This window comes from Salinibacillus xinjiangensis (genome assembly GCF_009649735.1).
Lineage (GTDB): Bacteria > Bacillota > Bacilli > Bacillales > Alkalibacillaceae > Salinibacillus > Salinibacillus xinjiangensis.
This window is the reverse complement of sequence record NZ_WJNH01000007.1, coordinates 107,542-130,840: the sequence shown is the minus strand read 5'-3', so window position 1 is coordinate 130,840 and position 23,299 is coordinate 107,542. Positions and strand designations below refer to the sequence as shown.

Here is a 23,299-nt window from a genome sequence, read left to right as displayed (position 1 = left end):
TCGTTATTTCAGTCAAAACCGCACATAATCAAGCCACCCTCCTTCCACAGCCCCCGCACCCTTAATCGTCACATACTCAACAAAAAAAGCGGCCCCCTCAAAAGGGCCGCTTTTCCACTCTATTCCACTTCCACCAACAACGACTGATCAAAGAAATACAAATACGTCTCTTTCACAGGCTGCTTCCAAATTCGTTCCACTGCCGTTCGATACATTCGAAGCTGAACATTATAGCGATCAACAAGTCTTTGCTTCATTTGATCGGTAAGCTCTTCGGGTAGTTGATCGGTTTTATAATCTAATAGAATCCAGCCATTTCCATCTGAAACAAGACAGTCGACCACCCCTTGCAGGAGCACTTTTTCCCCTTCTTCTACATTTTGCTCCCAATCGGCATATACCTCATGGGCAGGTAAACCAAGACTGAAGGGAACCTCGCGAATGATTGAATCAGCCTTAATCAGCTTCTGACCGATTGCCGTTTCAAAAAAGGCTGCAATCGCTGAAACATCCACAACCTCTGCCTCGTCCTGAGTTAAAAAATCTTTTTCTACTAAAGTTTGTACAAAGGCTTCAATATCAAACTCTGATAAAACTCTATCAAATGGGAGATGCTGCATCACCGTGTGCATCGCGCTTCCTCGTTCCGTAGCGGTTAACCTTTTTTCTTCCTGCATAAAACGAGGTCTCCTCATAATAGGTCGCTGGAAGGAACGAACAAGTGCATCCCCACTATATTCATCCTTCATTTGACGCTGACGCTTTAACTCGGTGACCGTTTGTTTCGCACGGTGAAAGGCTGCTTTTTCATACTGATATTGATAGGTAAGGCGTCTGTTCACCTCTTCATAGTAATCGCCCGCTTCCTCCATCAATGGCTCCCAGTTTACAACCGACTTCTCGAGATTTTCCTTGCGCTCCTTCGTCACCGTATCAGGATTGGCAAATTGACTTGCATGAGTAATCGTAATTTTCCATGACGATTCATCCTTATGAATCTCATCCGGTACTCCTAACGGTTCTGCATCCTGGTCAACACGTAACGGACTTCCCGCTTGATGTCGGATCAACGATGGAGCTACCCAATCCAGATAGGTAGTCGAATCTAAGCGGAAGTATGGCGGTAGAGTCCACTCTTTTTCCTCAGCTATCATTTGCCATTTTTCTTTTCGTTTGGCCAAGTCCTTCACATTCCCGACCATAACTAACTTCTCTTTAGCACGGGTTAAGGCTACATAAAGGACACGCATTTCCTCAGCAATCATTTCACGACGCAGGGCAACCTTCATCGCATTGTAAGGAAGGGTCGTATACATAATCCGCTTTTCAGGATCAATATACTTCATCCCCATGCCCAAGTCCTTGTGCATTAAATATTTCGCTTTAAGATCCTGTTCGTTAAACATTTTATCCATGGCCCCGACTATGACGGCTGGAAATTCGAGTCCTTTACTTTTATGGATCGTCATAATACGGACCACATCTTCTTGTTCCCCTAAGGCTCGTGCTGCACCTAAATCCTCACCACGCTCCTCCATACGTTCAATAAAGCGGAGGAAACGGAAAAGTCCACGAAAAGAGGTGGTTTCATAACTTCGCGCTCGGTCATATAAGGCACGTAAATTGGCCTGACGCTGTTTCCCACCTGGAATTCCACCAACAAAGTCATAGTAGCCTGTTTCCCGGTAGATTTGCCAAATGAGCTCTGATAAGGCTCCTTGACGAGACTTAATTCGCCAGTCTTTAAGCTGTTTCAAAAAATCACTACAGGTTTCAATTCGCTCATCATCCCCAGTTTTCACATAGGCCTTCAACGCCTCATAGTAGCTTTCACGTGGCGCTGCCAAACGGACCTGTGCCAAGCCCTCTTCATCTAAGCCTACAATCGGTGAACGCAATACACTTGCCAGTGGAATATCCTGCTGCGGATTATCAATTACCTTTAGCAAGCTCAACATAACCTTTACTTCAATTGCCTCAAAATAACCTGTGGAAAGCTCGGCATAAACAGGGATGCCCTGCTGCTTTAACTCCTCCACAATGGTGGGTGCCCAAGACATTGAACGAAGCAAAATGACCATATCGCGATATTGAATGTTACGCATTTGTTCGGTTTGTTTATCAACGACTTGGAGTGGAGGCTTTTCGCCTTGACCGACCCAGCCTTTAATTTTTTCCGCGTAAGCTCTGGCCTCTAGCTGAGCTTTTTTCAAATCTCGATAATCCTCATCACCTTCACGTTCAGCGACGCCTTCCTCCCAGTCTCCCTGGTCGACTATCAGGAGCTCGGCATCTGCATCCTGAGATAACAGTTCATCATACATGAGGTTACTGTAAATCAGCTCCGCATCCTGGTCGTAATTTATTTCCCCGACGTCTTCATCTAAAATCTGCCTGAAAATGAAGTTGGTCGCGGACAAGACCTGGTTCCGACTGCGGAAATTTCGGGCCAAATCAATACGGACATTGTCATTATCATCCTCGGCGAACTGCTTATATTTAGTAATAAACAACGTCGGCTCTGCATGACGAAAGCGATAAATACTTTGCTTTACATCGCCCACCATAAAGAGATGCCCTGCGTCAGGTCCTGTTGTAATCAGCTTTAAAATCGTTTCCTGTACAAGGTTTGTATCCTGGTACTCATCAATTAAAATTTCGCGGAATTGATGCTGAAAATGCTCGGCCACTGCGGATGGCTGAAGATTGTCAGCTGTTGAATCGTCATCCAATAAGATTTGTAGACAAAAATGCTCAAGATCCGCAAAATCGACGAGTGCTTGTTCCTTTTTACGGGTCTGAAAGCGTTGATGAAACTCAAGCACTAGTGTCGATAACTGCTCCATCATTGGATGAAGCTCCTGTAAATCCTTCACATACGACTCTATCGTTCTTGAAAACCACTTTTTCGTTAAATCCTCAAAGCGTTTCTTATACCGATTTCGTATTGATTTAACCTGCTCTTTTTTATCCGGATCACAGTCGACCTTTTTCCCAGATAATGTTTTGAATTTCCGGTTGTCTTGGAAAAATTGGTACATGTCATTCCAAGACCCTGTCACAAGAGCTTTCGCCTGATTGAACTTTTCCATATCATCGTCAATCGCTTCGGCATAATGATATGGCCCATCATTCTCACGGGTCACATTCAGGGCAAGCTCTGCCTCCTTACGCATGGCGTTCAGCTGATTCTGGATCTCAGATTTGACAAGGTCCATCCATGGCAGATTATGTTCACTATCCATTTCAGTAACATCATACATGTCCGTCATCTTTTGCAGCCAATGCTCAGGCCAAGGGTTTTGCATCGCAAAGTCATACAAGCCCATCACAAGCTTCTCGATTTCCACATCGCTACGGTCACTAGAAAAACGGTCCACTAAGCCGAAAAAGCGCTCCTGCTCATCCCCCCCTTTTCCATACCAGTCCTCAAACAATTCCTCTAAAATTTCCTGACGAATCAAATCTGCCTCGACATCATCGGCAATCCGAAAGCCTGGGTCAATGTCGAGCTGATAGCTATATTTACGAACAACATCCATACAAAAGGCATGGAGGGTTGAAATTTGTGCTCGCTGCAGCAGGGATAACTGCTTTTTCAAGTGATTAGAAGTCGGATTGTCTTTCAAGGCCGACTCAAGAGCTTCCCCCACTCGATTCCGCATTTCCTGTGCCGCTGCATTCGTGAAGGTCACGACCAACAGCTCATCAATATTCACAGGATTTTCTTTCTTTAATAGCTTTTGAATAATCCGTTCTACGAGTACAGCGGTTTTTCCTGAACCTGCTGCCGCTGCAACTAGAATATCGGTTCCGTCCGTGTAAATCGCTCGTTCCTGGTCCTTTGTCCATTTCATTGGTTCCCCTCCTCTCGTTGTCGTTCGATTTCCTGTAAGATGTCGGCGTCCTTCTCTTTTTTCAAAATCCGATAATTATTTTCCTCTAACGTATGGTCAAATTGACATACAGACTTGAATGAACAGAACGTACAAGCGCTCACCTGGTCATCTTGGAATGGATTTAATTCTACTTTTCCACTTGTCATCGTGGTTCCAGCTTGGGTTAATAAAGAACGCACATAGCCTCTTAATCTCTCAAATAAAGGATGATCTAACGTTTTGGATCCCTTTCGAAAAGAACCGTCATTTTTAAAGCCCGCCGGAACAACAGGACTAATACCTGATGAAAGGTCTAAATCCATACGTTGTACAACCTGCACATCCTCAAGCAAGAGTCCTTTCATCTTGAACTCTTTAAAAATTTCCTGTTCAATATCTGACGAGTTAAGGGACTTAGGATCAGAAATCATTGGGTTATGCACATGGAAGTAAAGCACGCCAGCAGGGTCTGCTCCCTTCCCTAGCCATTGTTCTGCATTACTTAAAACGACATCTAAATAAGCAAGCATTTGTAGCGAAAGACCATAGTATACTTCGACTAAATTTAAATCCTTCGCACTTGATTTATAGTCAATAATGCGTAAATAAAGGTTCTCGCCTATATCAGCTCGGTCCACTCGGTCAATTCTACCTCTTAACACAAGCTCATAGCCGTCTGGTAATGGTAGATTCATAGGTGGCAGCTTTTCCTTTGGTCCAAATCCAAGCTCAATACCTGCCGGTGTAAAATCACTTCGCTTAGCTTGATCAGACAAAATATTGGTCGCTCGACTAATGACCTGTTCGAGCTTGCGTAAAATATATTGATAACGATTCGAGCTAAATAAAATTTGATGCTGAAGGATTGGGGATAACGTTTGAACAGCCCGTTTGGCATATTGCTCCGCATCTTCTCGGTTTAAATCCCGATAGCTCTTCCCCTCCTGAATAATCCAGTCGGTAATCTGCTTTAACGCCTCATGAAACAGCTGCCCAATATCTGGTGCATCAAGCTTGTACACCTGACGCTCTTTTAAGCCCAAAGCATACTGTGCAAAATGCTGATATTGACAGCGATAAAACGACTCTATCCGCGATACACTTGTATTGACCTGCTCTGGATATAGTTTCTTTACGGTCGTTTTATCAAGCAAAACAGGGCGATTTTCATAAAAGAGACTCATGAGCACTCTTCTAGATCTGCTTGTTTTCGGATGATGATCTACATACCATTGATAAACATCCCAGAAAACATCATCCACCTTGTATCCACGTAAATATTTGGCCAGCTGTGAGGTTAATACGGCCCTTGTTTTTTCCGGAACCGTTATAAAGCGAAGCGGATTCTCTTCATCCTCATCCTCAAGCAGCAAGCTCTCCTCCACTCTTGGAAACATTTCCTTCATCCGATTGATGAGTGGGGATGGTGTTTTCGTTTTTCCTTCTTCATTGCTTAACGGATAACTGACCCACAAATAATCCTTTGGGGTCGTAAAGGCTACATACACATAGAAGCGGTCATCTAATAGTTTACGAGAGCTACTATCTGCAAGTAATAATCCGTGTTGATTTAAAAGGGAACGTTCATCCTCAGAAATCATGCCATCACTCGCTGGCTTAAGTGGCCACGTTCCTTCATTTACTCCTAGCAGAAAAGCCCCTTTCACACCAGAAATTCTCGACCGGTCCACATCCCCCACAATGACATGGTCCATGCTTGGTGGGACATGGGCAAAGCTTAAGGATTCAAAGCCGGTTTCAAGGGTTGTCCGAAAAATCGATAGGGACATCTCCTCATCGCCAATCATTTCAACCATCTCATCAAAAAGCTGAATGACCGCATCCCATACCTGCTCCTGTTCTCGAGCATGCTCAATTTGGCCTGTCTCATCATAGTAATCGCGCCACTTTTCAAGCGTTTCGGGAACCCCAAGTGCCTCTAGCCATTGGAAAATAGCTGTGCATCGCTCTTGAACGGTTTTTTGATTCCGAATTTGTTCATCGAATGGACCGAGATGGGCTGTAACCTGTTTGCGCAAACGATTTATGCGAAACTCTTTCTCCTGTTCCTTATTCGTCTTACGAACCGCATCAAAACCACGAAAGCGCTGGTAAATCCATTCCTTCTCCTCCAGCCAACGATGACGACTCCGAATTCCATACTCGAGCACATAGTTTTCTAGCTCATCAATTGCCTCTTGATTCAGCGGATGGCTAGAATCCGTTTTGGGAATAAAATCTGTTTTCAAGACACGAAACAACGCATCATACCGCCAGTTTCCTTCGATCATATCTAAGGAAGAGCGAATCAGTTCGATGAGTGGGTGATTGAGCATCGTCCGCTTTTCGTCAACAAACACTGGAATCTCGTAATCTGAAAAAATCGTTTGAATAAGATCATGATAGACGTCAGACTCCCGGATTAAAATGGCTAAATCACGATAGCGAAACCCTTCATCTCGGACTAATCGCAAAATCTCCTGCGCGACCCCTTCTACCTCTGCCCGAGGATGAACAGCCTGCGCTAGTTTCATAGGAGCTTGTTCATCATAGGCGACAATTGGATGTTCATCAAAGTTTTGTTCCAAATGAGTAAAATACGGGCGCTCTTGGAATCGTTCTTCCACTGGCTGCAGCCAAATAGGAGCTAGCTCATGCAACTGATTTTGCCGCGCCAATTCTTGAATTTGTCCGTACGTTTTTTTCGTTTGATAAAATAAATCAAGCTCGTCTATTTCATCACCAGGAATCTGATCGATGGTTAACGTAATGGTAACCTTTTTCGCCTTCTGCATTAGAGCCTCCAATACATAAAGCTCCTGTGGAGTAAAACGGTAAAATCCATCCAAATAGATTTCAGCATCCTGAAGAAAATCGGCTTCCTTAATCTTTTCCGCTAACAGCTGTAGCTGATCCTCATTATCAATATAGTGCTCTCGCAAAGCATCCGTCAGCTGTTCATAAATATAAGCTAAATCCTCTAGCTTGTTTTGTAAGGTTTCTTCACCTGGATAGGAGTGCTTAAATTGATCCATCTGGTTGGTGATGTCCGCTAAGTCCTCTGGGGCAATTCGGTAACGTTTAAACTCCGTAATCATGCCTTCTAGTTGCTCCATAAAGCCCTGTTTCTCAATTGCCTTCTGGAAAACCTTCCAGTCACCCTTGCGTTCCTCAGTAATCTTCCTGAGCATCATTTGGACACCTGTTGACGTAATAAATTTCTTCGTTCCACCACCCGTTTCCTGAAAAACGCGCCAGGCAAGACGTGAAAAACTGAAAACCTGTGCTCGAATGGAGCCCTCAATCCCGTTTTGTTTCAAAAGGGCATATTCCTGTTCAAAGGTCATCTGCTCTGGAACCACATATAAAATTGGTGGCCCATCTGGTGAAGCTAGTAATTTTTGTTGTATAGAATCAAGACAATACTGGCCCTTTTCAGTACCAGACCGTCCTAAAATAAATTGCAAAGACACTTTTTGTTCCTCCTTAACCAAACGAGTGCCTCACGCATAGTCTAATTACTATACTTAAGGTTCGGGGGAGATTTTTATGTTCAAACAAGCAAAGATAGCTAGCATGATATTGATTGTTGCCGGCATTTTTATTGCAAGCAATCTCTATACGATGCTACCTATCCAAACAGTACTTACAGAAAAATATATGATATCATTAGAAGCAGCTTCGATGGCAAGCTTCTGCTTTATTATTTCCTATGCTTTTGGGCTCCTCTCTTTCGGTATTTTGACCGATCGATTTGAAGAAAAACATATACTTATATATGGCATGCTTGCTCTTAGCATCATGACCCTTTGGATCCCATTCGCAAATAACTATCTAACTTTTTTAATAGGAAGATCTATTCAAGGCTTCCTTGCCGCAAGCTTTGCACCAGCAGCCTTTAGTTACATTTTTCATCATTTTCACGGCAAAACTCAGACCATCTCAATTGCCATGATTAATACGGGCTTTTTATTTGCTGGGATTTTCGGTCAAATGCTTTCAGCAGCCCTCGTGTTCTCTTTCTCATTTCATAGTCTATTTTACGCCTTTAGTGGCTTTTATTTCATCTTTTTTATCTTATTAATCGTAACGTTAGAATATTCAAAAAAGACCAATATCATTACGACAAAACTCCTACGCCATATTGTAACATTAATTCGTTTTACACCTCTTCAAAAGTTGTACATTACCGCATTTTTCCTATTGTTTACGGTCATGCTTTTCTATGGTGGTTTTGAGATTTTACTTGCAAAAGAAAACCAATCCTTTCCTTTTTCGCACCAAACTTTCCGGCTGATTGGATTAATCGGAATTGTACCTGCCTTTTTTGCTAGTCAGCTCGAGTCAAGATTTGGTCCGATTCAAGTGCTATCAGGAAGTCTCGTTCTCATGTCGATTGGTTTTATTTTTCCCATTGTCACCCTGAATGAGTGGACCTTAATTATGGCATCAATCTGTATGATCGGGTCTACCTCACTCACGATTCCTATGGTTGTTTTGTTAGTAGGAAGATATGGCCATGAATCAAAAGGCAGAGCGATTTCACTTTATTCTTTTACCTTATTAACAGGGGCCAGTGTTGGAAGTATTTGTGCGGCCTTGATTCCATTCACTTATATTCTAATTGGAATTGTTTTCCTATTTATTGGACTCGTGCTCATGTCACGTAGCCTACAAAAAGAAAAAGATCAAAAGCTAAAGGTCTCTTCCAATAGCATCTGAAGGAGACTTCGCTTTTGATCTTTACTCTACATTTTCTTTCGTTGTTTGGGTCTGGCGGCTCTCTTTCTTTTGTTCAGCCTGTTTTTCATCGGTTTCCTCTTTGTTCACCTTTTTCTCTGGCTCTTTAGATTTTTGCTGTAGTTTCCGTTCGACTACCTTACCTACAATCCAGAATAGGGATATACAGACCCCAACCACAATAGTCTTAACAGGCTGAGTCGCAAAGGAGGTAATGCTGTGTCCAACATATGAAATCGTAAAAATCATCACGGCTTTTCCCATAATAACAGCGAGTACAAATTGCTGTAGCTGTATTTTGGATAATCCAGCGACAACATTTATGACCGCTGATGGTGAGAAGGGAAAGCATAATAGGAGGAAGAGTGGACCAAATCCATGACGTTCAAACCAACTCATAACCCTTGTCACCTGTTTATTTTTTCTTATAAATGCTAAAAGCCTCGTATTGCCAAGTTTACGAATCAATAGAAAAACGAGGATAGCTCCTACTACCGATCCAATCCAAGAATATAGAAAACCTTCGAATAGGCCATAAGCCATGGAATTTGCGATAACAAACACAACTAATGGCAAAAAAGGAAGTAAAGCCTCTAGCATCGGTAATAAAATCCCTGGTAAGGGCCCAAAGCTTTCATATGTATCTAATAGTCGCATGATATATTCATCAAATGTATTGTTCTCAATCATTCTTTGTATGTCATCAAAATTATCGACGCTAAATATCATCAATCTGCTCCTAACTATGCGGTCATTTCCTCATACATATCTAAACATTTTTCACTATGGAAAAATTTACTTTATTAAAGTATAAAATAAAATCTAGTGGTTTGCCTATAAGTTTACTCATTTTTTCACTAAGTTTTCCTATCTATCCTTAGTATTCCAAAATTTTTTAGTTTTAAAATCATCCGAAGTCGTATATAATAAAAATAGAACTAATGTTCGATTTTTATTTGGAGGGAAACAAAGTGAGATACTTAAACGAAGAGGACTTTAAAGTGACATCAAGATTTTTGTTTCTTTCCATGGCCATTGTCGTAATGGAGCAGGACATTAAACAAATTGAATCTGGCACATTTAAAATAAAGGAACCTTATTTAGAACTGTTGCGAAAGATGGAGCATGAGGCCCGCTTAGAGCGACAAAACCTGCAAAAAGTGATGAAACAGAAAAATCTACAAGTTATTTTCGTTCAAAAAAATGATACTTTTTCCACATATTTATTCCTAGGCAATGGGTATGAGGAGGAAAAGCGGTATTTTAATCCCGCGATTCGAAAAAAGGTTCAAGATATATTATATGATTTGATGTACAAAGCAATGCGACCTGCTAGTCATGGAGCTTGAGAGCATAGCAAAAGGCGTATTGAAGTCAATACGCCTTTTTTAAAAACAAAAACATTCACTATTTATTATACACTGCTCTTTAACCCTTACACAAAAGGATTCTCAGCAACCTTATCGGGCTTTGTTCCCCATTTATATTTTAGGCGCTCGGTTAGTTTATAGCGGAACTGAGCGGTTCGCTGAATTTGATTCATCAATGACCCATGAGAAACGGAAACATCGATGTGTTGACCTGATTTAAAGTGAATTTTCGTCTTATATTTGTCAATTGGCTTAATTTGAGACACATGAGAGTGGGCAATCCATACACATGTAGGATTATTCGGAGATGTTGTTGGGAAGAAAAACATGCCACTATGAGGGTCAATGGCAATTGGGGCTTTATGTGTGATGCCGCAAACACCTTTGGTTCCTTCTTGTCTTCCTCTATGAGTTATGACAGAACATAAAAAGTCACTTTAAAATCCTCTTTTCATTAAAAATAAGTCATAATTCTATAACCACCTGCATAAGCTGGTAGCGTAGCGCAGGCGAGCGCACAGCTTTTATAGCCTATCTATGCCCTTCGACATGAAGGGCTATTTTATTGCAAAACTAGATGAAATGTTATGTAGGAATGAACAGTATTTGGGGCGAATAAACCTATTGAGGTGATTCGCTTTGGAATGTAAATTAAAAGATTTTGTAAAACCAGGTGATATAACTAAAATCTCTGATAGAAAAAATATTCACCGAAATACAATTTCAAGATATATGAAGAATGAACAATTACCCCGTATTGATCACGCTTATAAAATTGCCTCTTACTACGGAAAAACTGTATATGATATATGGCCGCCAGAGTAGGCGGCTTTATTTTTTGCCCTAATGCACCGAAAAATGTGCATATCATTTAATTAAATGACATACGATTTAATGTAATGAAATTGAGGAGGGATAGGTTTATGACCACAATGAAAAATAAACCCATTTCATTTAATATTGATAATCCTAACGACAAGTATTTATTTGAGCAAATCAAGAACATAAAAAATTTTTCCGGTTATGCTAAATCACTAATAGCTAATGATCTTAGATACAAAAACAAGGGAATTAAAGTGGAAGTTGGGAAAAACCGATAAGAGCTGCACCAGTAGCAATTAAAATCCAAGGTAACACGTTTGCTCACCTCTCTTTTTTTATTTACTATGCACATTTTTCTGTGCAAATATACAAAGGAGTGAAGAAAATGATTGTGAAGTTGAATGGTCATTATTGGTACGATACAGAGGAATCCGCGGGGAAAATTGCAGTCATCCAGAAATCAAATAAACTTAAAAATTTCGCTATTGCTCTATGGACTTCATCAGGAGCTCTACTAGCCAAGACCGTACACGCTGAAAGCTTTTATGAGAATATGCAACCATTAACATGGACTTTTCAGGAAATCGCATTAGGATTAGGGATCCTTTTTGGGTTGGCTGGATTCATCTTGTTAGGCGTTAAAAAGCGTTGGGGAGAAACCACTCTAAAAACCACAGCGCTTGTAGTAGGTGGTGTGTTCCTGGTACCTAGTATACTCATGTTAATTGGAATAGTTGGCACTTTGTTGAATGATGCGCTCATTGAGGCATTTGAAGACATTAGAGGTTCCAAAGATGTAAAGGATGTGATGGGTGAATGAGATTTTTCGCGGGGTTAATTGTCGGTTTTATTGGAGGGTGTTTTTATGAACTTTATCAAACTGTAGAAAATCCAGATGGTGCAGCTGTAAGAATCATGGAAGGTATTAAAGCTGTATTGGGGGCGTTATAGATGGAGTTAGCGTGGCAAGGGGCTACCTTGCAAATACGTTTTAGTAGTGTCCAGAGAGCAATACCTAAGGTTGAGGGACCGCCTAAATTATCGGTTAAGGTAAATCATCAAGAAACACCTTTTAAATTCGTTAAATCACAACCTAAGCAAGAAAATATCCCAAAATATAAAACATTCCAGCTCATCCCCCATTCTAACGTAAAAAATCAGAAGGTTGATCAGTTCGCAGATATATTGGCCGATACTTATGAGGAGTTGTTTGAACGTTGGAATAAAGGATTGTTAAAGGACCCAGAAAGAGTCTTTTTTGAAACCGAAATAACCAATAAATCATATAAGACCTTTATTACCACTAACACCGACTTAGTTGACGTAGTTAAGCAGCAGAGCCAATTGGTATGGAAACACGTAACCATGAATGATGAGGAACCTAAAAAGCTGAATCCCGAAGATTGTCTCTGCTTTAATATTAAGCTAAAATATCCATTCTTCCTATCTTTGAAAACAGACCGTTCTATGCAGCAGATACCACTTGAGGAGCTCTTAGAAATATCACGATTTATGCAGCATGGAGACAAAACATTTATCCAATTTGGCATCCAGTCAGCTGAGGAACAATGGTATAAAGATGCTGAGAAAGAGCGTGAAGAATTCGAAAATAAACCACCTAAGCGCTGGAATAAAGAGTTTAGTCGGTCAACGGAAATAAAACCCAGTCATTTTGGTTTTGATTTTGTGCTAAGGGTTGTTGTTCAGTCTAAGGATGAGCGAAGAAAAAGAAGGATTGCCCGGGGGATTATATTAGCATTAAAACAATTGAACCAGGATAATGAATTGAAAGAGAAAATGGTTAAGCCTAAGAAGATTAGCAGATTTTTAGAAGATGTAGAACGACACCATATACCGATACCCTTTATATTTGGAAAAAGGCAAATCATAGCCCCACCAGAAATAGCGCACTTCATCAAACTTCCACAACGAAACTTACAAGATGAGTACCCCATAATTGAAACAGTAAATGGTAGGGAAATCGACATACCAGACTCACTAAAAAAGGACGGCATAAGAATTGGGGACGTAACGTTTAAAGGAAAAAAACAAACAGCCTACATGCCTATACGTAACCATGATGAGCTATGCTTACCGCGAATTGTGATTGGAGGGATGGGCTCCGGAAAAACTAGAGGATTCGGCGCTAACTGGATAGTCCAATCTGTCCAAAAAGGATATGGAGCTCTTGCCATCGATCCAGCCAAAGGCGAAATAGGCGACGAGGTTCAATCGGCACTACCTAGCGAAAAGGTTGAGAGAATTCGTTTGGGTAGCGTGCCGATAGCACTTGATTGGTGTGAAGTAAATCATTCATCCAGAGCTAAGAACAGGCTCGCAAATACGATAATTGGATTCTTTAATACATCAACAGATGAAACCGGAGCTCAAACCTCAAGATATATTCGCGCTGCTGTTATGGCCATGCAAACGGGTAAGCTTTCAGAAATAATTCAGATTTTTGAGGATGAAGAGTATAGAAACGAAGTTATTGAGGATATGAGGGACAGTATACACAAAATGACTTTAGAAGATTTTTCAGCAATGAGCGAAAGTAAACGAGCGCAGATACTTGCTCCTATCCTAAATAGACTAGATACAATACTAGGGGATGAGTACCTTGCAGAATGTATGGACTCTGATCAATCACTTGATATGGTAGATCTTATGAGTCAAAGAAAAGCTTTCATCATCGACGTACCTAAGTCGGAACTAGGGCCCGAGGCTGTTGATCTAATCGTTAACCTTCTAAGTACTAAAATTGACTTAGCTATGACCTTGCGTAAAGAAAGCAATCAATTTCCATTCTTTGTTGTGTTTGATGAGCCTCACCAGTTCCTTAAATCGTCAAAAACTTGGAAATCAGCTACCGTTGAAAGTCGAAAATGGCGTGTGGGTTATGTATGGATGTTCCATTCCTGGGAACAGATACCCCGAAATTTAGGGGAGATTATTAAAGCAGCCGGACCCCATTATCATATCTATCCATCATCAAAGAAAACTTTTTCAGACTTATCAGAGGAAATTGTACCGTTTACTGTAGAGAATGCTTTAAAACTGAAAAGATTTCATGCAATCAACATCATTAGATCAAGTGGCGAGGTTGTTAAACCGTTTATAGCTAAGATGAGTGTACCACCATCTTTAGGTAAAGACTAATACAAAAAGAAAGGACTAGATTATGGACCTGGAACAAAGGTATGAGCAGAACCTGGTCAAAACACACATATTAAACGTTGCAGCACAATTAGAGAATGATGCTCAGTATACGAAGAAAAAGGCTGTTGAAGAATTAGTGGAGATTGTTGATATGATGGAGAAATGAAAAAACCCCTCTTTAGAGGGGTTAAATATTATGTTTGTAATATTAAATAAACCTTGAATTCTAATTAGAGTATACATAAAAGGAATCATCGTTAACCATTTCATTAAATGTATATGTGTAATTCAAACGTTTCAAACTATTCTTAACTGAATTTGTGATATCCTTTGGAGTTATTATTTTAAATGGGTATTTTACTTCAAATCTGTTATCCATTTTACTTAGGTCACTATATTCATCAAGTGCCGCAAGAATAAATACATTTAAATTATCTTCACCTTCTACATCACCAGTTATATAAACAGAGCCAGATTTATCAATCATTATCTCGAGTGATCCCTTTTTATAAACAAGCACATTATTATTATTCACAATGATATGATCAACCTTATTGTTAATTTCATTTAAGAAACTATTCTTATAAATTTTGTGTGTATTAAACATAAAATTTATTTCCTTATTCATTATTAGTTTCCTCCAATATAGAAATATCCTTTTGGATTTGGTCAATCATAGAAATCATTGTAAATTTCTTATCAAGAGAATTCTTATCATAATTAATGTATTCACTTTCTAAATCTTTATGCTGTTTTTTTATTCTTTGGAAGTCATAATATATTGTAGTATTTTTCTTTTGTTCTGTGATTTTATGAGCTCTTTCTAATATTTCTATTCTCGAGTTTAAATCAGCTATGTGGACCCCGATATCATCGTCTTCATAACCATGAAAGGACTCCATAATATTAGAAATATACTGGTAATTTACTTTATTCCCCATTTAAATACTCCTTAAAATTATCGTCTATTTCAGCTTTTATATTCTCCAAACATTGTAAAATATCCTTCTGTTTTTGGTCATACTTTTGAATTGAATTTACTGCCTTACATTGGGAATATAAAGTAAATATAATTGTTCTAAGTTTTTTGGGCGCAAATTTAATAAGCGTATAATTATCACTTATTGTATTTTCAATCAAGTTTGTATCAATATTATAAATACTCCCATCATGGCTAGCATTTGTAAAATTATAGTATTCTGTTAGAATCGGTCTGTAAACTAATGGAAAAAGTTCTTTTAGGTATAAATTAAATAAGAACTCCTTTTTTGCGTCTTCTCTTCCTTTATAAAATACAAATATGGCACCTATTAGAGTCAAAACTGAACCCAAAATACCACTTAAAGCTGATACAATAATTTGTTCTAATAATGATATTGAATTATTAGTAACTTGTTCTGTTTCAGTTATAGTAAAAAAAATCATTACTCTTGTTCCTTATTAATCTTTTCAATCGCATCATTCATAGATTGCTTAAACTCCTCGAAGCTATTGATTAAATTGTCATATTGATTAGTATCAATATTGTTGCTCCCATTGGTTAACTTCCCTCTAATATTATCTAATAACTGTGAGGTCATGTTCATTGAATCGTTAATATCCATGGCAATATTAAAACTAGATCCATCTTGTCTTAATGCAACCATTGTCATTTCCCATGGATGGACTTCATTATAAGAAAATAAAGTTCCTTTAATTTTATTAGGGTTAACAACAACCTGATCTACTTGGCTAAGATGAAAATAACTAATTTTTCTCACCTTTTCTATTCGACGAAAAGCTCGCGTATACTGCCCATTATAATTAAATGGTTTATCTTGTTTTAAATAGTGAAGAATTACATTTGCATGAACACCAAGCAACTCGAAAAAGTGAACTTGAAAATTAACATATGTATTTGTTGAATAGTTAGCATTAGATTGAATATAGTTATCTGTAATCTTTTCGATAATGTTTAGGTAGTCTTCTTGGTTTTGCTCTAAAAATTGTAAAGCTTTTTCAAATTCCTCTTCAAAATTTCTTTTTTTATTTGTCATTCCTAACACCCTTATATGTTCAATTTATTTATATTAAAACATAAAATGGGTAATTTTGTCTCTCTTTTATAACTTTTTCATAAAAAAAGCCCCACCAGTTAAGGTGAAGACTCTTTACTTTTATTTAGGATTCAGGAATAGCTCCCATTCCTTCTAATATAGTTTTAGCATCTTTATTCAAAAATGTAACAATGTCTTTCCGGAGAAATAACGTTGATTTTTCCTTTATAATTAATTTAATTCCTCTCAAATTAAACGACGAAGCATATTGGTTTACCGTCTGAATGGTGGCCATTTCATTTCTAGAGGGCATCTTATTACCTGAGTTCAAACTATCAATTGAGAAATTGAGTAATTCCCTAGAATTACGATTCAAATGGCTTTTATGTTCTTGCAAAATTTCAATATTATGTTCTATTAACCTTCGTGCTGTTACTAAATCAAGTTCATCCACGCTACTGTTAATTGTCCTAATTAATTCTTTAAATTCCATTCCTCGATCTCTCCTCTTTTTATAACTAGTTTCTCTTTTGATTTAGTTATCGGAAACTTTCAACTATAAGTGAAGAGTGAGGCAAAAAAGTTTTCAGAAGAACAAAAAACCCTCACTAACTAAGGTGAGGGCTTTAGTTTTATCAGCGTTCTTTAACTTTATACCACCAACCACGTTCTTTGAGCCATTCCTCAAACTCTTTCAACTCTTTAGGACCTAATCCACCAGTCTCTAATTCAGGATTGTTGCCTTCCCCATCAAAATTGATTCTCGCCCACCATTCGCGTTTAAGTACATAACGTGTAACCTCAGTGATCATATCATAATTAAGTCCACCAGTTAGAACATATTTAGAAGTATTCTTAGACATACTTTTCACTTCACTTTTAGGCTTGTATTCTTTTTTAAATACATGTTCGATGTAATATTTGGCAACGACTTCAGCGTACTTTTTCCAATCATTAAGTATCTTTCTAGTGTCTGATTTATTATCTGCGAACCCGTATTCAATGATGTTTGTTTTTACAGGTCCAGTCATCCGATGCATAAAATAATAGTCCAACTCATTTGAACCTTTTTTACTAAAGTAACGACGATATTTCGCCCCTGCATTTACTAAAGCTTTTAAAATGCCTTCAGCGATTTTACCATTCGAATAAATGGAGTGGATGACTTCAGCCCCTTCACCACCACCAGCATTGATATGGTTAGATATACAATGTTTTGCACCGCTTCGTTTTACCCTGGTTGTACGTTGATAAGAGTCCAGGTACTCATCATCGTTACGAGTCATAACTACAGTAATCCCATTCCGTTTAAAATGTTTACGCTGTTCTTTCGAAATTTTAAGTACCATGTCTTTCTCTTTAAAGTGAGAATTAGAACCTCCACCTGGATCTTTACCTCCATGACCTGGGTCAATACAAATGATATTTTCTGCTATACCGGCCATTATTTACTCCCTCCTTTAAATCTTAATCTTCAAACCAATAATTCTCATCTAGTAAATCAACTGTTTTACCAGCAAGCTTGTGAGTGCAATCATTTAGATATTGGATTTCTCCATTTCTGATAAACGAATGGCAAACAAACTTTTCCGGTTCGATTTTTTCTCCACTTATAAGTCTGTCGTATTCTCCATCTGTAATAGGTCTTGTTCCCCTAACTAATACTGAAGGAGAAAATGTCGGATTATCATAATCACCGTTAAAACTCCAACTATCGTTTATACCATGACAGTTTTCGCATCCTTCGCAATAAAATAAATACCTTTCATCGTTGGTTTTGCGTACTTTCATTTATTCACCTCAAATAAAAAGGCACCCGTTATGGATGCCTTATTTTTTGATTAAGCCTTGTGCCTGGAGTGCTTTCTTCTGAAGTCCTCCGGTTTTAGTTACATAGTTGTTCTTAAACCATGCAACTAGCGCCGCTACAACTGTAAAAGCATTGGTTAAGAACGCTTCAATTTGTTCTCCTGTAAACGGCAATGTTGAAACCCCATTAGCTACTAAAATTTGATTGATTAATGCCACAGCCAACACGACTGTACGTATGATTGTTCCTTTATCCATGTTTTTCAGCTCCCTTTTCATAATTATCTAAGCGCTTATGCGCCTGCTTGCTCGATTCTTCAACTCTTGTTACTCGTTCATTTAAGTCACCAATCTGTTTTTCATTCGCTCGTAGGTCAATCCGAATATCGTCAACCCCTGCTTTAATGTAGTCTAGCCCTGCTTTTAACTCAGCGCTTTCACTCGCATCGGATTTGACTGTATTCGTCTTCTTTAATGAATATCCTAAAAAAGCTACAATGATGGATAATATTGATATCAAAACCCCTAGTTCAATGGTCATAGTCGACCCCCTAACTTATTGGCATAAAAAGAAGAACGCCTAGATTGGCGTTCTTAAGATTTTAAGATTCATTTTCTTTTTTTCTATGCTCTTCAAATTCCTTTTTCATTTTTAACCTTTCTTCCCTATACTCTTGCTCATCAATAACTCCCTGTCTAATCAATATATTTGCTAAAGCAAACACATCAGAAACGGCTTCATCTTTAGCTTTATTAATTGCTTTAACAAAAAAACCTGCATCATCAAAAGACATTTTGTTGTTATTATCAGGCATAAACTTCTCCCCTCCTTTCTTCTACATAATTCGTCAAAAGGAGGGGAAATCCTGTAATTGAATTTTGATACCGCATTCTATCTAATCTGCTTGTTCTATCTGAAGTTTTTCCAAATTAATTTCTGGACTATCGATAGGTGTCATTCTGAATCTCATTCCATTATATTCACCCATGTTTCTGAGCCTCCTCTCATTTTGTGACATAAAAAATACGCCTTATTCGGCGTTCTCAAACTGTTCACAAATGTAATCATAGGTAAAAGCCTCTTGGCCACTAAACTCCTTATCACACTCTTCTAACACTTTTTGAACGGTTTTCAGCATTCCTTGATAATCACCACCCTCAATCACCATTTCCTCGTCAAAGAGCTCCTTTAATTCTTTTTGAAACTCTTCAACGTCTTTTAGTTCAAATTGGTTACCATTTATGATGGGTTCACCACCTTCATCCACCTTGCTATGTTCTTTAGCTAATTCAATGCGTTGCTCCTCAACTTCTTTCACTCTTTCATTTAGTAGCTTAATAAACTTCGTACGGTGCCTAGACTGCTTCCCTTTTAAAGACAAATTAAAAAGCAGGTTACTCACCTGCGCTAGTTGACCGTTTTCGATTTTGACTTGCATTTGGTTTCCTCCTCTTAATCACCTTTATCTTCTTCCCTTGTAGATTGATTTCCTCAGTTTCAACTCGTTTTGGTCGTTCAAACCATCGATTATTAATCATGCAGCTGCCTCCCCATCAACATTCATATCAGAGTAGAAAGCACCTGCATAGCCAATACGTTCACCAATAAATCGTATATCGGCTATCCCTTCTCCTGAAATCACAACGTAGTCGATTCCCTTTTCAACAATCTTTCCATTGTTCGGGAAAGCAGCAAAATTCTCTACGGTTTTTAGGTACGTTGGATCCAAGTAAATCTTGGTGCCTTCTGAGGTGATTGGTACATCAAATTCAACGTACTCTAGCAATATTTGCGGGCTATCGATAGGTGACATTCCTAGTGTTTGACCGTCAACATCAATCGAACCACCGGCTTTGGAACCGTCCGGATTAAAGGAGTGTCTAAATGCCCCATTTTGGTAAAAGGAAATTTCATCGGTGGCTCTATTAATGATAATACTTCCGTTATGCTGACCGTCCTTAGACCTCAATCGAAAATACCCATTTGCGGATAGTATTTCAGACGCACTTACTCTCAATGCGTTATCTACATACCATGTATCTAAGTTCCAGTCGTAACCGAACTCTCTACCCCAATTCCAATTTCCATTATCATCTGTTGGCGCGAAGTAGTGTCTATTATTATCGCTTGTGCTGTTTTCATGTAATTTTCTTGTGGATGAATACTCTCTTGTAAATGAACCGCCTATTAAAAGCGCGCCGTCCGATACTATATCGCCATCAATAGTCGCCCCGTTATTTGCGAATAATTTATCTGAATATATTGTCCCTGCGGTGATGTAGCCGTCACCGCTACTTCCTACCGTTAAATCAAGTGTGTGTAAAGTTAAACTATCAAATTGACCAAGAGTTGTATCGGTAGCACTTGTCACGTCGCCAATTTTTAATTCTGATACTGTGTCCGATGGGTAGTTGCCCTCTAACCTAATGTATCTACCCGTGGTATATTGCAAGTTTAGCTTAGAACCGTCCCCATCACCTATAATAGCGTTTTTCGTTTTTAATTGACCTGAAAATGTACCAGTAACCCCCTCCAACGTTACTGCTTTTAAAGTGCCTGCCGTTACCGTTCCTAGATTAGCCGATATTGCACTTAAATTATCGGCAATTACTTGGTTTGCTAAAATAGTTCCCGTATAAACCCCTGTTTCGTCTATATAAGTACCTTGTGCATTCCACGTACCGGCGCTAGCTATTTGATCGTCGGTCAAAAGACCGCTTAACCAATCCACGTTTAACGTACCATCCGCATTGAATACCCCTGCTTTATCCCAAGTAGCAGCGTTATTTTCAACTGTTGTTTTCGTGTTCTCATATCGATTATAGGCATAGGTTTCAGCGTTGCTTTGAGCCGTTTGTGCTTGATTGTAAGCATAAGATGTACTATCGGTATAAATGGCACTGTCTTTATCGTCAATTTTGGTTTTGGTATAGGTATAATCAGCAAGCTCCGATTGACCAATTTTGAATGCAACCTGTTTCTGAAGAGATTTCCATATTGCTGTTACCTCTTCCTCGGTGTACTCGATAAAGTCTCCCAACGTCACCTTCTTATTAGACTGATCAACAATACTTCTTTCCTGTGTATGGACACGAGCTTCTAGATATAATGGAGGATTGAATTTTGTATCTTTAATTTTAATCGTGTCACCGAATCGAATTTTTTTATTCTCCATACCTGGAACATATTCTAAGTCAGCAATGTTCGACTCATACTCCAATGCAGCTTTCACACGTTTTTCTAACTCATTTTCAGTTAAAGACCTAAGCCTGCTCTCGGTCATGTTTTGGTCTGTAGATTGTGGTTCGTAAGTCTCGATTAAATGTTGACCATTACGTCCCCAACGCGCCAGCGCATCTTTATCTTCAACAAATACTTCTAAACGCGTACCATCTTCACGAACAGGACCAAGCCCTAATAGAGCTGTCACAATCTTATCTGTTTTTTCACGGCGTTTAATTCCTACTAAGTCTTTTCCAAACGTGACTTCTCGACCTCGCCAACGTCCCACGCGCTCCACCAAATCTACATAACGCCCAATAACACGACTACCTGAAACTTCTACTCTAAAACGTAGTTCTAAATCAAATTCACTAGCAATTCTCTTTAATTGAGCAAAGGGATTTGTGTGATTTTCAATGGTTAGTGTTCGAACACCATTAAAAGCGATATTGCCCGGCTGCCACTCTGTTCCCGATAGGGTGTTAGAAACGTGTACCTCAGCACTATCAGCATTTGTTGTTTGCGGATAAATGACTTTTGCCTTCTTTAATTCTAGGTAACTAGCACTTGCGTAAACTTCAGATTGCCTACTCAAGCCTTTAAGCGTCTCATGGATAGTGAATTCTCGTAATTCACCATCTTCACCAGGAATGATAATACGATTCCGTTTAGCTAGATGTTGAGAAAACCTCTTATCGGAAAAAGTGGTGAAGTCAAATGTTTCTAGGTTGTCTTTTAATGATTGACGGTGTTTATCAGAAATAATATTTGATACTGTAATCACATCTAATATTTGGTCGGTTTGTCCGTCTGTAATATGGATCATCAATTCACCCCCTACTTATAACGCTCCCTATATTTAATACTTGTATTAAAGCTTCCACTTGGAAGGGTTACTAGCTGATTTTCACCTTTTTGTAGTTTGAAATAAGAACCACCAAAGTCTTTTAAATCGGTTCTTGATTCACCATTGATCAGCAGATCCTCACTTTGATGGTCAAATGTAATAATATCACCGGCATCCGCAATATAAGGAATACCCGTAGACTCCTGGTTGATTTTAAACACTTCCACACTATAAACGCCCATGGCACCACTTGTATGAGTTCCATGCCTTGCTACGTGAACCACTACTTGAGCAACCGTACGGGTATATAATCCTTCGTTATCAGACCAAGTGACCGTCCTTCTAGTGTGGTGTTTACCTGTCGATTGGTCTACTTTTGCAAAATAGGCGTACCATTGATTCCCTTCCCTTTGAATCCTTAGTACACCGAAGAAGTTATTCCAGTTTCCAGGGCTATCCCCGTATTCTTTTATAAGGAAGTGGCCATTATTGACTTCCCCTGCCCTTGCTTCACCAACAGCCAGCGCATGCCCGCTTTGTGTATCTTTCATTGCTACCTTAGCCACTTGATTGCCGTTAACATCGAGAAGGTATATTTCCACACGCCCAACCTCGTCAGGCTGCTTATTCCAAAAACCTATCGTTGTTTCTAATCGGAAATCAGTTAGCACTTCAGATAATGATGTTTTAATGGCTGGCCCATGCCATGACGTTCCTGTTCCGTAATCAGCTGCTTGGAAACGTGTACCGTTTGTTTCCATTGTCCCAGCAACGCTTCCACCATCTACGGCTGTTGCATCAGTCCATCCGACTAAGCTAGAACCACTTGAATTAAAAATGCGTTCGAATCTTTGAAAGGGAACAGTAGCGTCCACATCAACAGGTTGCCCAATCATCATATACTCATTGTTTTGATTCTGGATCATGGCAAAGGTGACAGGTGCCAGGACTTCCATTTCAAAAATTGGGTCGGCATCGGCTGTTCCTTCGTTGGTAAGTGTAACGGTATCACTTGGAATATCGGCTGTGAGTTCGGGTCCATATTTATAGGGGTCAGGACAGATGATGGTTAATTGTCCCTGGTGCATAAACGGAAATTCATCATTTTCCCCTGTTGATTCTGGAATACCATAATAAGTAATATTTGGTTCATCGAGGAACACTATAGGCACAGGCTCATCAACAGCTAGAATGCCGTTTAGTTCATCCATTTTAATACGTAATTCCTCTGGATTGTTTGCTCTAATATCAGCCTCGATTTCTAGTGGTCTAGGAGGACGCCTTTTTCTCTGTAAATGAGCACCATTCATACCCGGAACTTCAAGCATTGCCAATTCGGTTTGGGATATCCCTCGACCACTTATAGCTTTAATTTTTAAATATGGTGTAAGATCCAATCCGTTAAATAACAAATT

General features: G+C 39.1%; 26 protein-coding genes. 8 read left to right on the top strand and 18 right to left on the bottom strand.

The window, feature by feature from the left end; all coding sequences use genetic code 11:
* Positions 1 to 119 precede the first annotated feature (119 nt).
* A complete protein-coding gene (gene addA / locus GH754_RS11920) occupies positions 120 to 3,857 on the bottom strand; it encodes a helicase-exonuclease AddAB subunit AddA (protein WP_153728924.1) in 3,738 nt (1,245 codons plus the stop codon).
* Positions 3,854 to 7,351, bottom strand: coding sequence for a helicase-exonuclease AddAB subunit AddB (addB, locus tag GH754_RS11915; protein ID WP_323741993.1), 3,498 nt, complete (start codon positions 7,349 to 7,351; stop codon positions 3,854 to 3,856). The genes addA and addB overlap by 4 nt, the downstream gene beginning before the upstream one ends.
* Positions 7,352 to 7,427: 76 nt before the next feature.
* On the opposite strand from addB, the gene GH754_RS11910 reads away from it, so the two are divergent.
* Positions 7,428 to 8,600 carry an MFS transporter gene (locus GH754_RS11910; protein WP_153728923.1) on the top strand — a complete coding sequence of 391 codons (1,173 nt, stop codon included), beginning with the start codon at positions 7,428 to 7,430 and terminating at the stop codon, positions 8,598 to 8,600.
* Between the two features lie 21 nt (positions 8,601 to 8,621).
* Here the strand turns inward: GH754_RS11910 and GH754_RS11905 are convergent, their stop codons facing one another.
* Positions 8,622 to 9,347: a TVP38/TMEM64 family protein gene (locus GH754_RS11905; RefSeq protein ID WP_153728922.1), complete on the bottom strand. Its 726-nt coding sequence runs from the start codon at positions 9,345 to 9,347 to the stop codon at positions 8,622 to 8,624.
* 242 nt (positions 9,348 to 9,589) lie between these two features.
* Between GH754_RS11905 and GH754_RS11900 the strand changes: the two genes are divergently transcribed.
* The gene (locus GH754_RS11900) at positions 9,590 to 9,967 is read left to right on the top strand and encodes a hypothetical protein (protein ID WP_323741992.1); all 378 of its coding nucleotides are present in this window, start codon (positions 9,590 to 9,592) and stop codon (positions 9,965 to 9,967) included.
* An 86-nt stretch (positions 9,968 to 10,053) separates the two neighbouring features.
* Here GH754_RS11900 and GH754_RS19450 read toward each other — a convergent pair whose 3' ends face one another.
* A complete protein-coding gene (locus GH754_RS19450; RefSeq protein ID WP_323742007.1) occupies positions 10,054 to 10,404 on the bottom strand; it encodes a competence protein ComK in 351 nt (116 codons plus the stop codon).
* 223 nt (positions 10,405 to 10,627) lie between these two features.
* On the opposite strand from GH754_RS19450, the gene GH754_RS20110 reads away from it, so the two are divergent.
* The 6 genes from GH754_RS20110 (at position 10,628) to GH754_RS11870 (ending at position 14,135) form a co-directional block, all read left to right on the top strand.
* Positions 10,628 to 10,813, top strand: a complete 186-nt coding sequence (locus GH754_RS20110) for a helix-turn-helix transcriptional regulator (RefSeq protein ID WP_153728919.1) — start codon at positions 10,628 to 10,630, stop codon at positions 10,811 to 10,813.
* A gap of 98 nt (positions 10,814 to 10,911) precedes the next feature.
* Positions 10,912 to 11,088: a hypothetical protein gene (locus tag GH754_RS11885; protein ID WP_153728918.1), complete on the top strand. Its 177-nt coding sequence runs from the start codon at positions 10,912 to 10,914 to the stop codon at positions 11,086 to 11,088.
* A gap of 107 nt (positions 11,089 to 11,195) precedes the next feature.
* A complete protein-coding gene (locus GH754_RS11880) occupies positions 11,196 to 11,630 on the top strand; it encodes a hypothetical protein (RefSeq protein WP_153728917.1) in 435 nt (144 codons plus the stop codon).
* Positions 11,627 to 11,761, top strand: a complete 135-nt coding sequence (locus GH754_RS19815; RefSeq protein WP_267206661.1) for a hypothetical protein — start codon at positions 11,627 to 11,629, stop codon at positions 11,759 to 11,761. Before GH754_RS11880 ends, GH754_RS19815 begins: the two co-directional genes overlap by 4 nt.
* Entirely contained in the window at positions 11,762 to 13,969 is a 2,208-nt protein-coding gene (locus tag GH754_RS11875) for a type IV secretory system conjugative DNA transfer family protein (RefSeq protein WP_153728916.1), read from the top strand.
* Between the two features lie 22 nt (positions 13,970 to 13,991).
* On the top strand, positions 13,992 to 14,135 hold the full coding sequence (locus tag GH754_RS11870) for a hypothetical protein (protein WP_153728915.1): 144 nt from the start codon (positions 13,992 to 13,994) through the stop codon (positions 14,133 to 14,135).
* 60 nt (positions 14,136 to 14,195) lie between these two features.
* Here GH754_RS11870 and GH754_RS11865 read toward each other — a convergent pair whose 3' ends face one another.
* The 14 genes from GH754_RS11865 to GH754_RS11800 all read right to left on the bottom strand — a co-directional run bounded on the left by GH754_RS11865 (position 14,196) and on the right by GH754_RS11800 (position 23,296).
* A complete protein-coding gene (locus tag GH754_RS11865; RefSeq protein ID WP_153728914.1) occupies positions 14,196 to 14,597 on the bottom strand; it encodes a hypothetical protein in 402 nt (133 codons plus the stop codon).
* The gene (locus tag GH754_RS11860) at positions 14,590 to 14,910 is read right to left on the bottom strand and encodes a hypothetical protein (protein ID WP_153728913.1); all 321 of its coding nucleotides are present in this window, start codon (positions 14,908 to 14,910) and stop codon (positions 14,590 to 14,592) included. The genes GH754_RS11865 and GH754_RS11860 overlap by 8 nt, the downstream gene beginning before the upstream one ends.
* Positions 14,900 to 15,394, bottom strand: coding sequence for a hypothetical protein (locus GH754_RS11855; protein WP_153728912.1), 495 nt, complete (start codon positions 15,392 to 15,394; stop codon positions 14,900 to 14,902). The genes GH754_RS11860 and GH754_RS11855 overlap by 11 nt, the downstream gene beginning before the upstream one ends.
* Positions 15,394 to 16,005, bottom strand: coding sequence for a hypothetical protein (locus tag GH754_RS11850; protein ID WP_153728911.1), 612 nt, complete (start codon positions 16,003 to 16,005; stop codon positions 15,394 to 15,396). Before GH754_RS11850 ends, GH754_RS11855 begins: the two co-directional genes overlap by 1 nt.
* Positions 16,006 to 16,129: 124 nt before the next feature.
* The gene (locus GH754_RS11845) at positions 16,130 to 16,498 is read right to left on the bottom strand and encodes a hypothetical protein (RefSeq protein WP_153728910.1); all 369 of its coding nucleotides are present in this window, start codon (positions 16,496 to 16,498) and stop codon (positions 16,130 to 16,132) included.
* 142 nt (positions 16,499 to 16,640) lie between these two features.
* Positions 16,641 to 17,450, bottom strand: a complete 810-nt coding sequence (locus GH754_RS11840) for an N-acetylmuramoyl-L-alanine amidase (RefSeq protein ID WP_153728909.1) — start codon at positions 17,448 to 17,450, stop codon at positions 16,641 to 16,643.
* Between the two features lie 22 nt (positions 17,451 to 17,472).
* Entirely contained in the window at positions 17,473 to 17,796 is a 324-nt protein-coding gene (locus GH754_RS11835; RefSeq protein ID WP_153728908.1) for a DUF6527 family protein, read from the bottom strand.
* Positions 17,797 to 17,835: 39 nt separating this feature from the next.
* A complete protein-coding gene (locus GH754_RS11830; RefSeq protein WP_153729085.1) occupies positions 17,836 to 18,081 on the bottom strand; it encodes a phage holin in 246 nt (81 codons plus the stop codon).
* Positions 18,065 to 18,355, bottom strand: a complete 291-nt coding sequence (locus GH754_RS11825) for a hypothetical protein (protein WP_153728907.1) — start codon at positions 18,353 to 18,355, stop codon at positions 18,065 to 18,067. Before GH754_RS11825 ends, GH754_RS11830 begins: the two co-directional genes overlap by 17 nt.
* Before the next feature lie 61 nt (positions 18,356 to 18,416).
* Positions 18,417 to 18,629 (bottom strand): hypothetical protein, encoded by a 213-nt coding sequence (locus GH754_RS11820; RefSeq protein ID WP_153728906.1) that lies wholly within the window; start codon positions 18,627 to 18,629, stop codon positions 18,417 to 18,419.
* Between the two features lie 216 nt (positions 18,630 to 18,845).
* Positions 18,846 to 19,253, bottom strand: a complete 408-nt coding sequence (locus tag GH754_RS11815) for a DUF1617 family protein (RefSeq protein WP_153728905.1) — start codon at positions 19,251 to 19,253, stop codon at positions 18,846 to 18,848.
* Positions 19,210 to 19,353 carry a hypothetical protein gene (locus tag GH754_RS11810; protein ID WP_153728904.1) on the bottom strand — a complete coding sequence of 48 codons (144 nt, stop codon included), beginning with the start codon at positions 19,351 to 19,353 and terminating at the stop codon, positions 19,210 to 19,212. The genes GH754_RS11815 and GH754_RS11810 overlap by 44 nt, the downstream gene beginning before the upstream one ends.
* Entirely contained in the window at positions 19,350 to 21,863 is a 2,514-nt protein-coding gene (locus tag GH754_RS11805; protein ID WP_153728903.1) for a phage tail spike protein, read from the bottom strand. The genes GH754_RS11810 and GH754_RS11805 overlap by 4 nt, the downstream gene beginning before the upstream one ends.
* Before the next feature lie 11 nt (positions 21,864 to 21,874).
* Complete coding sequence (locus GH754_RS11800; RefSeq protein ID WP_153728902.1) at positions 21,875 to 23,296, bottom strand: distal tail protein Dit; 1,422 nt, start codon at positions 23,294 to 23,296, stop codon at positions 21,875 to 21,877.
* Between the last annotated feature and the right edge of the window lie 3 nt (positions 23,297 to 23,299).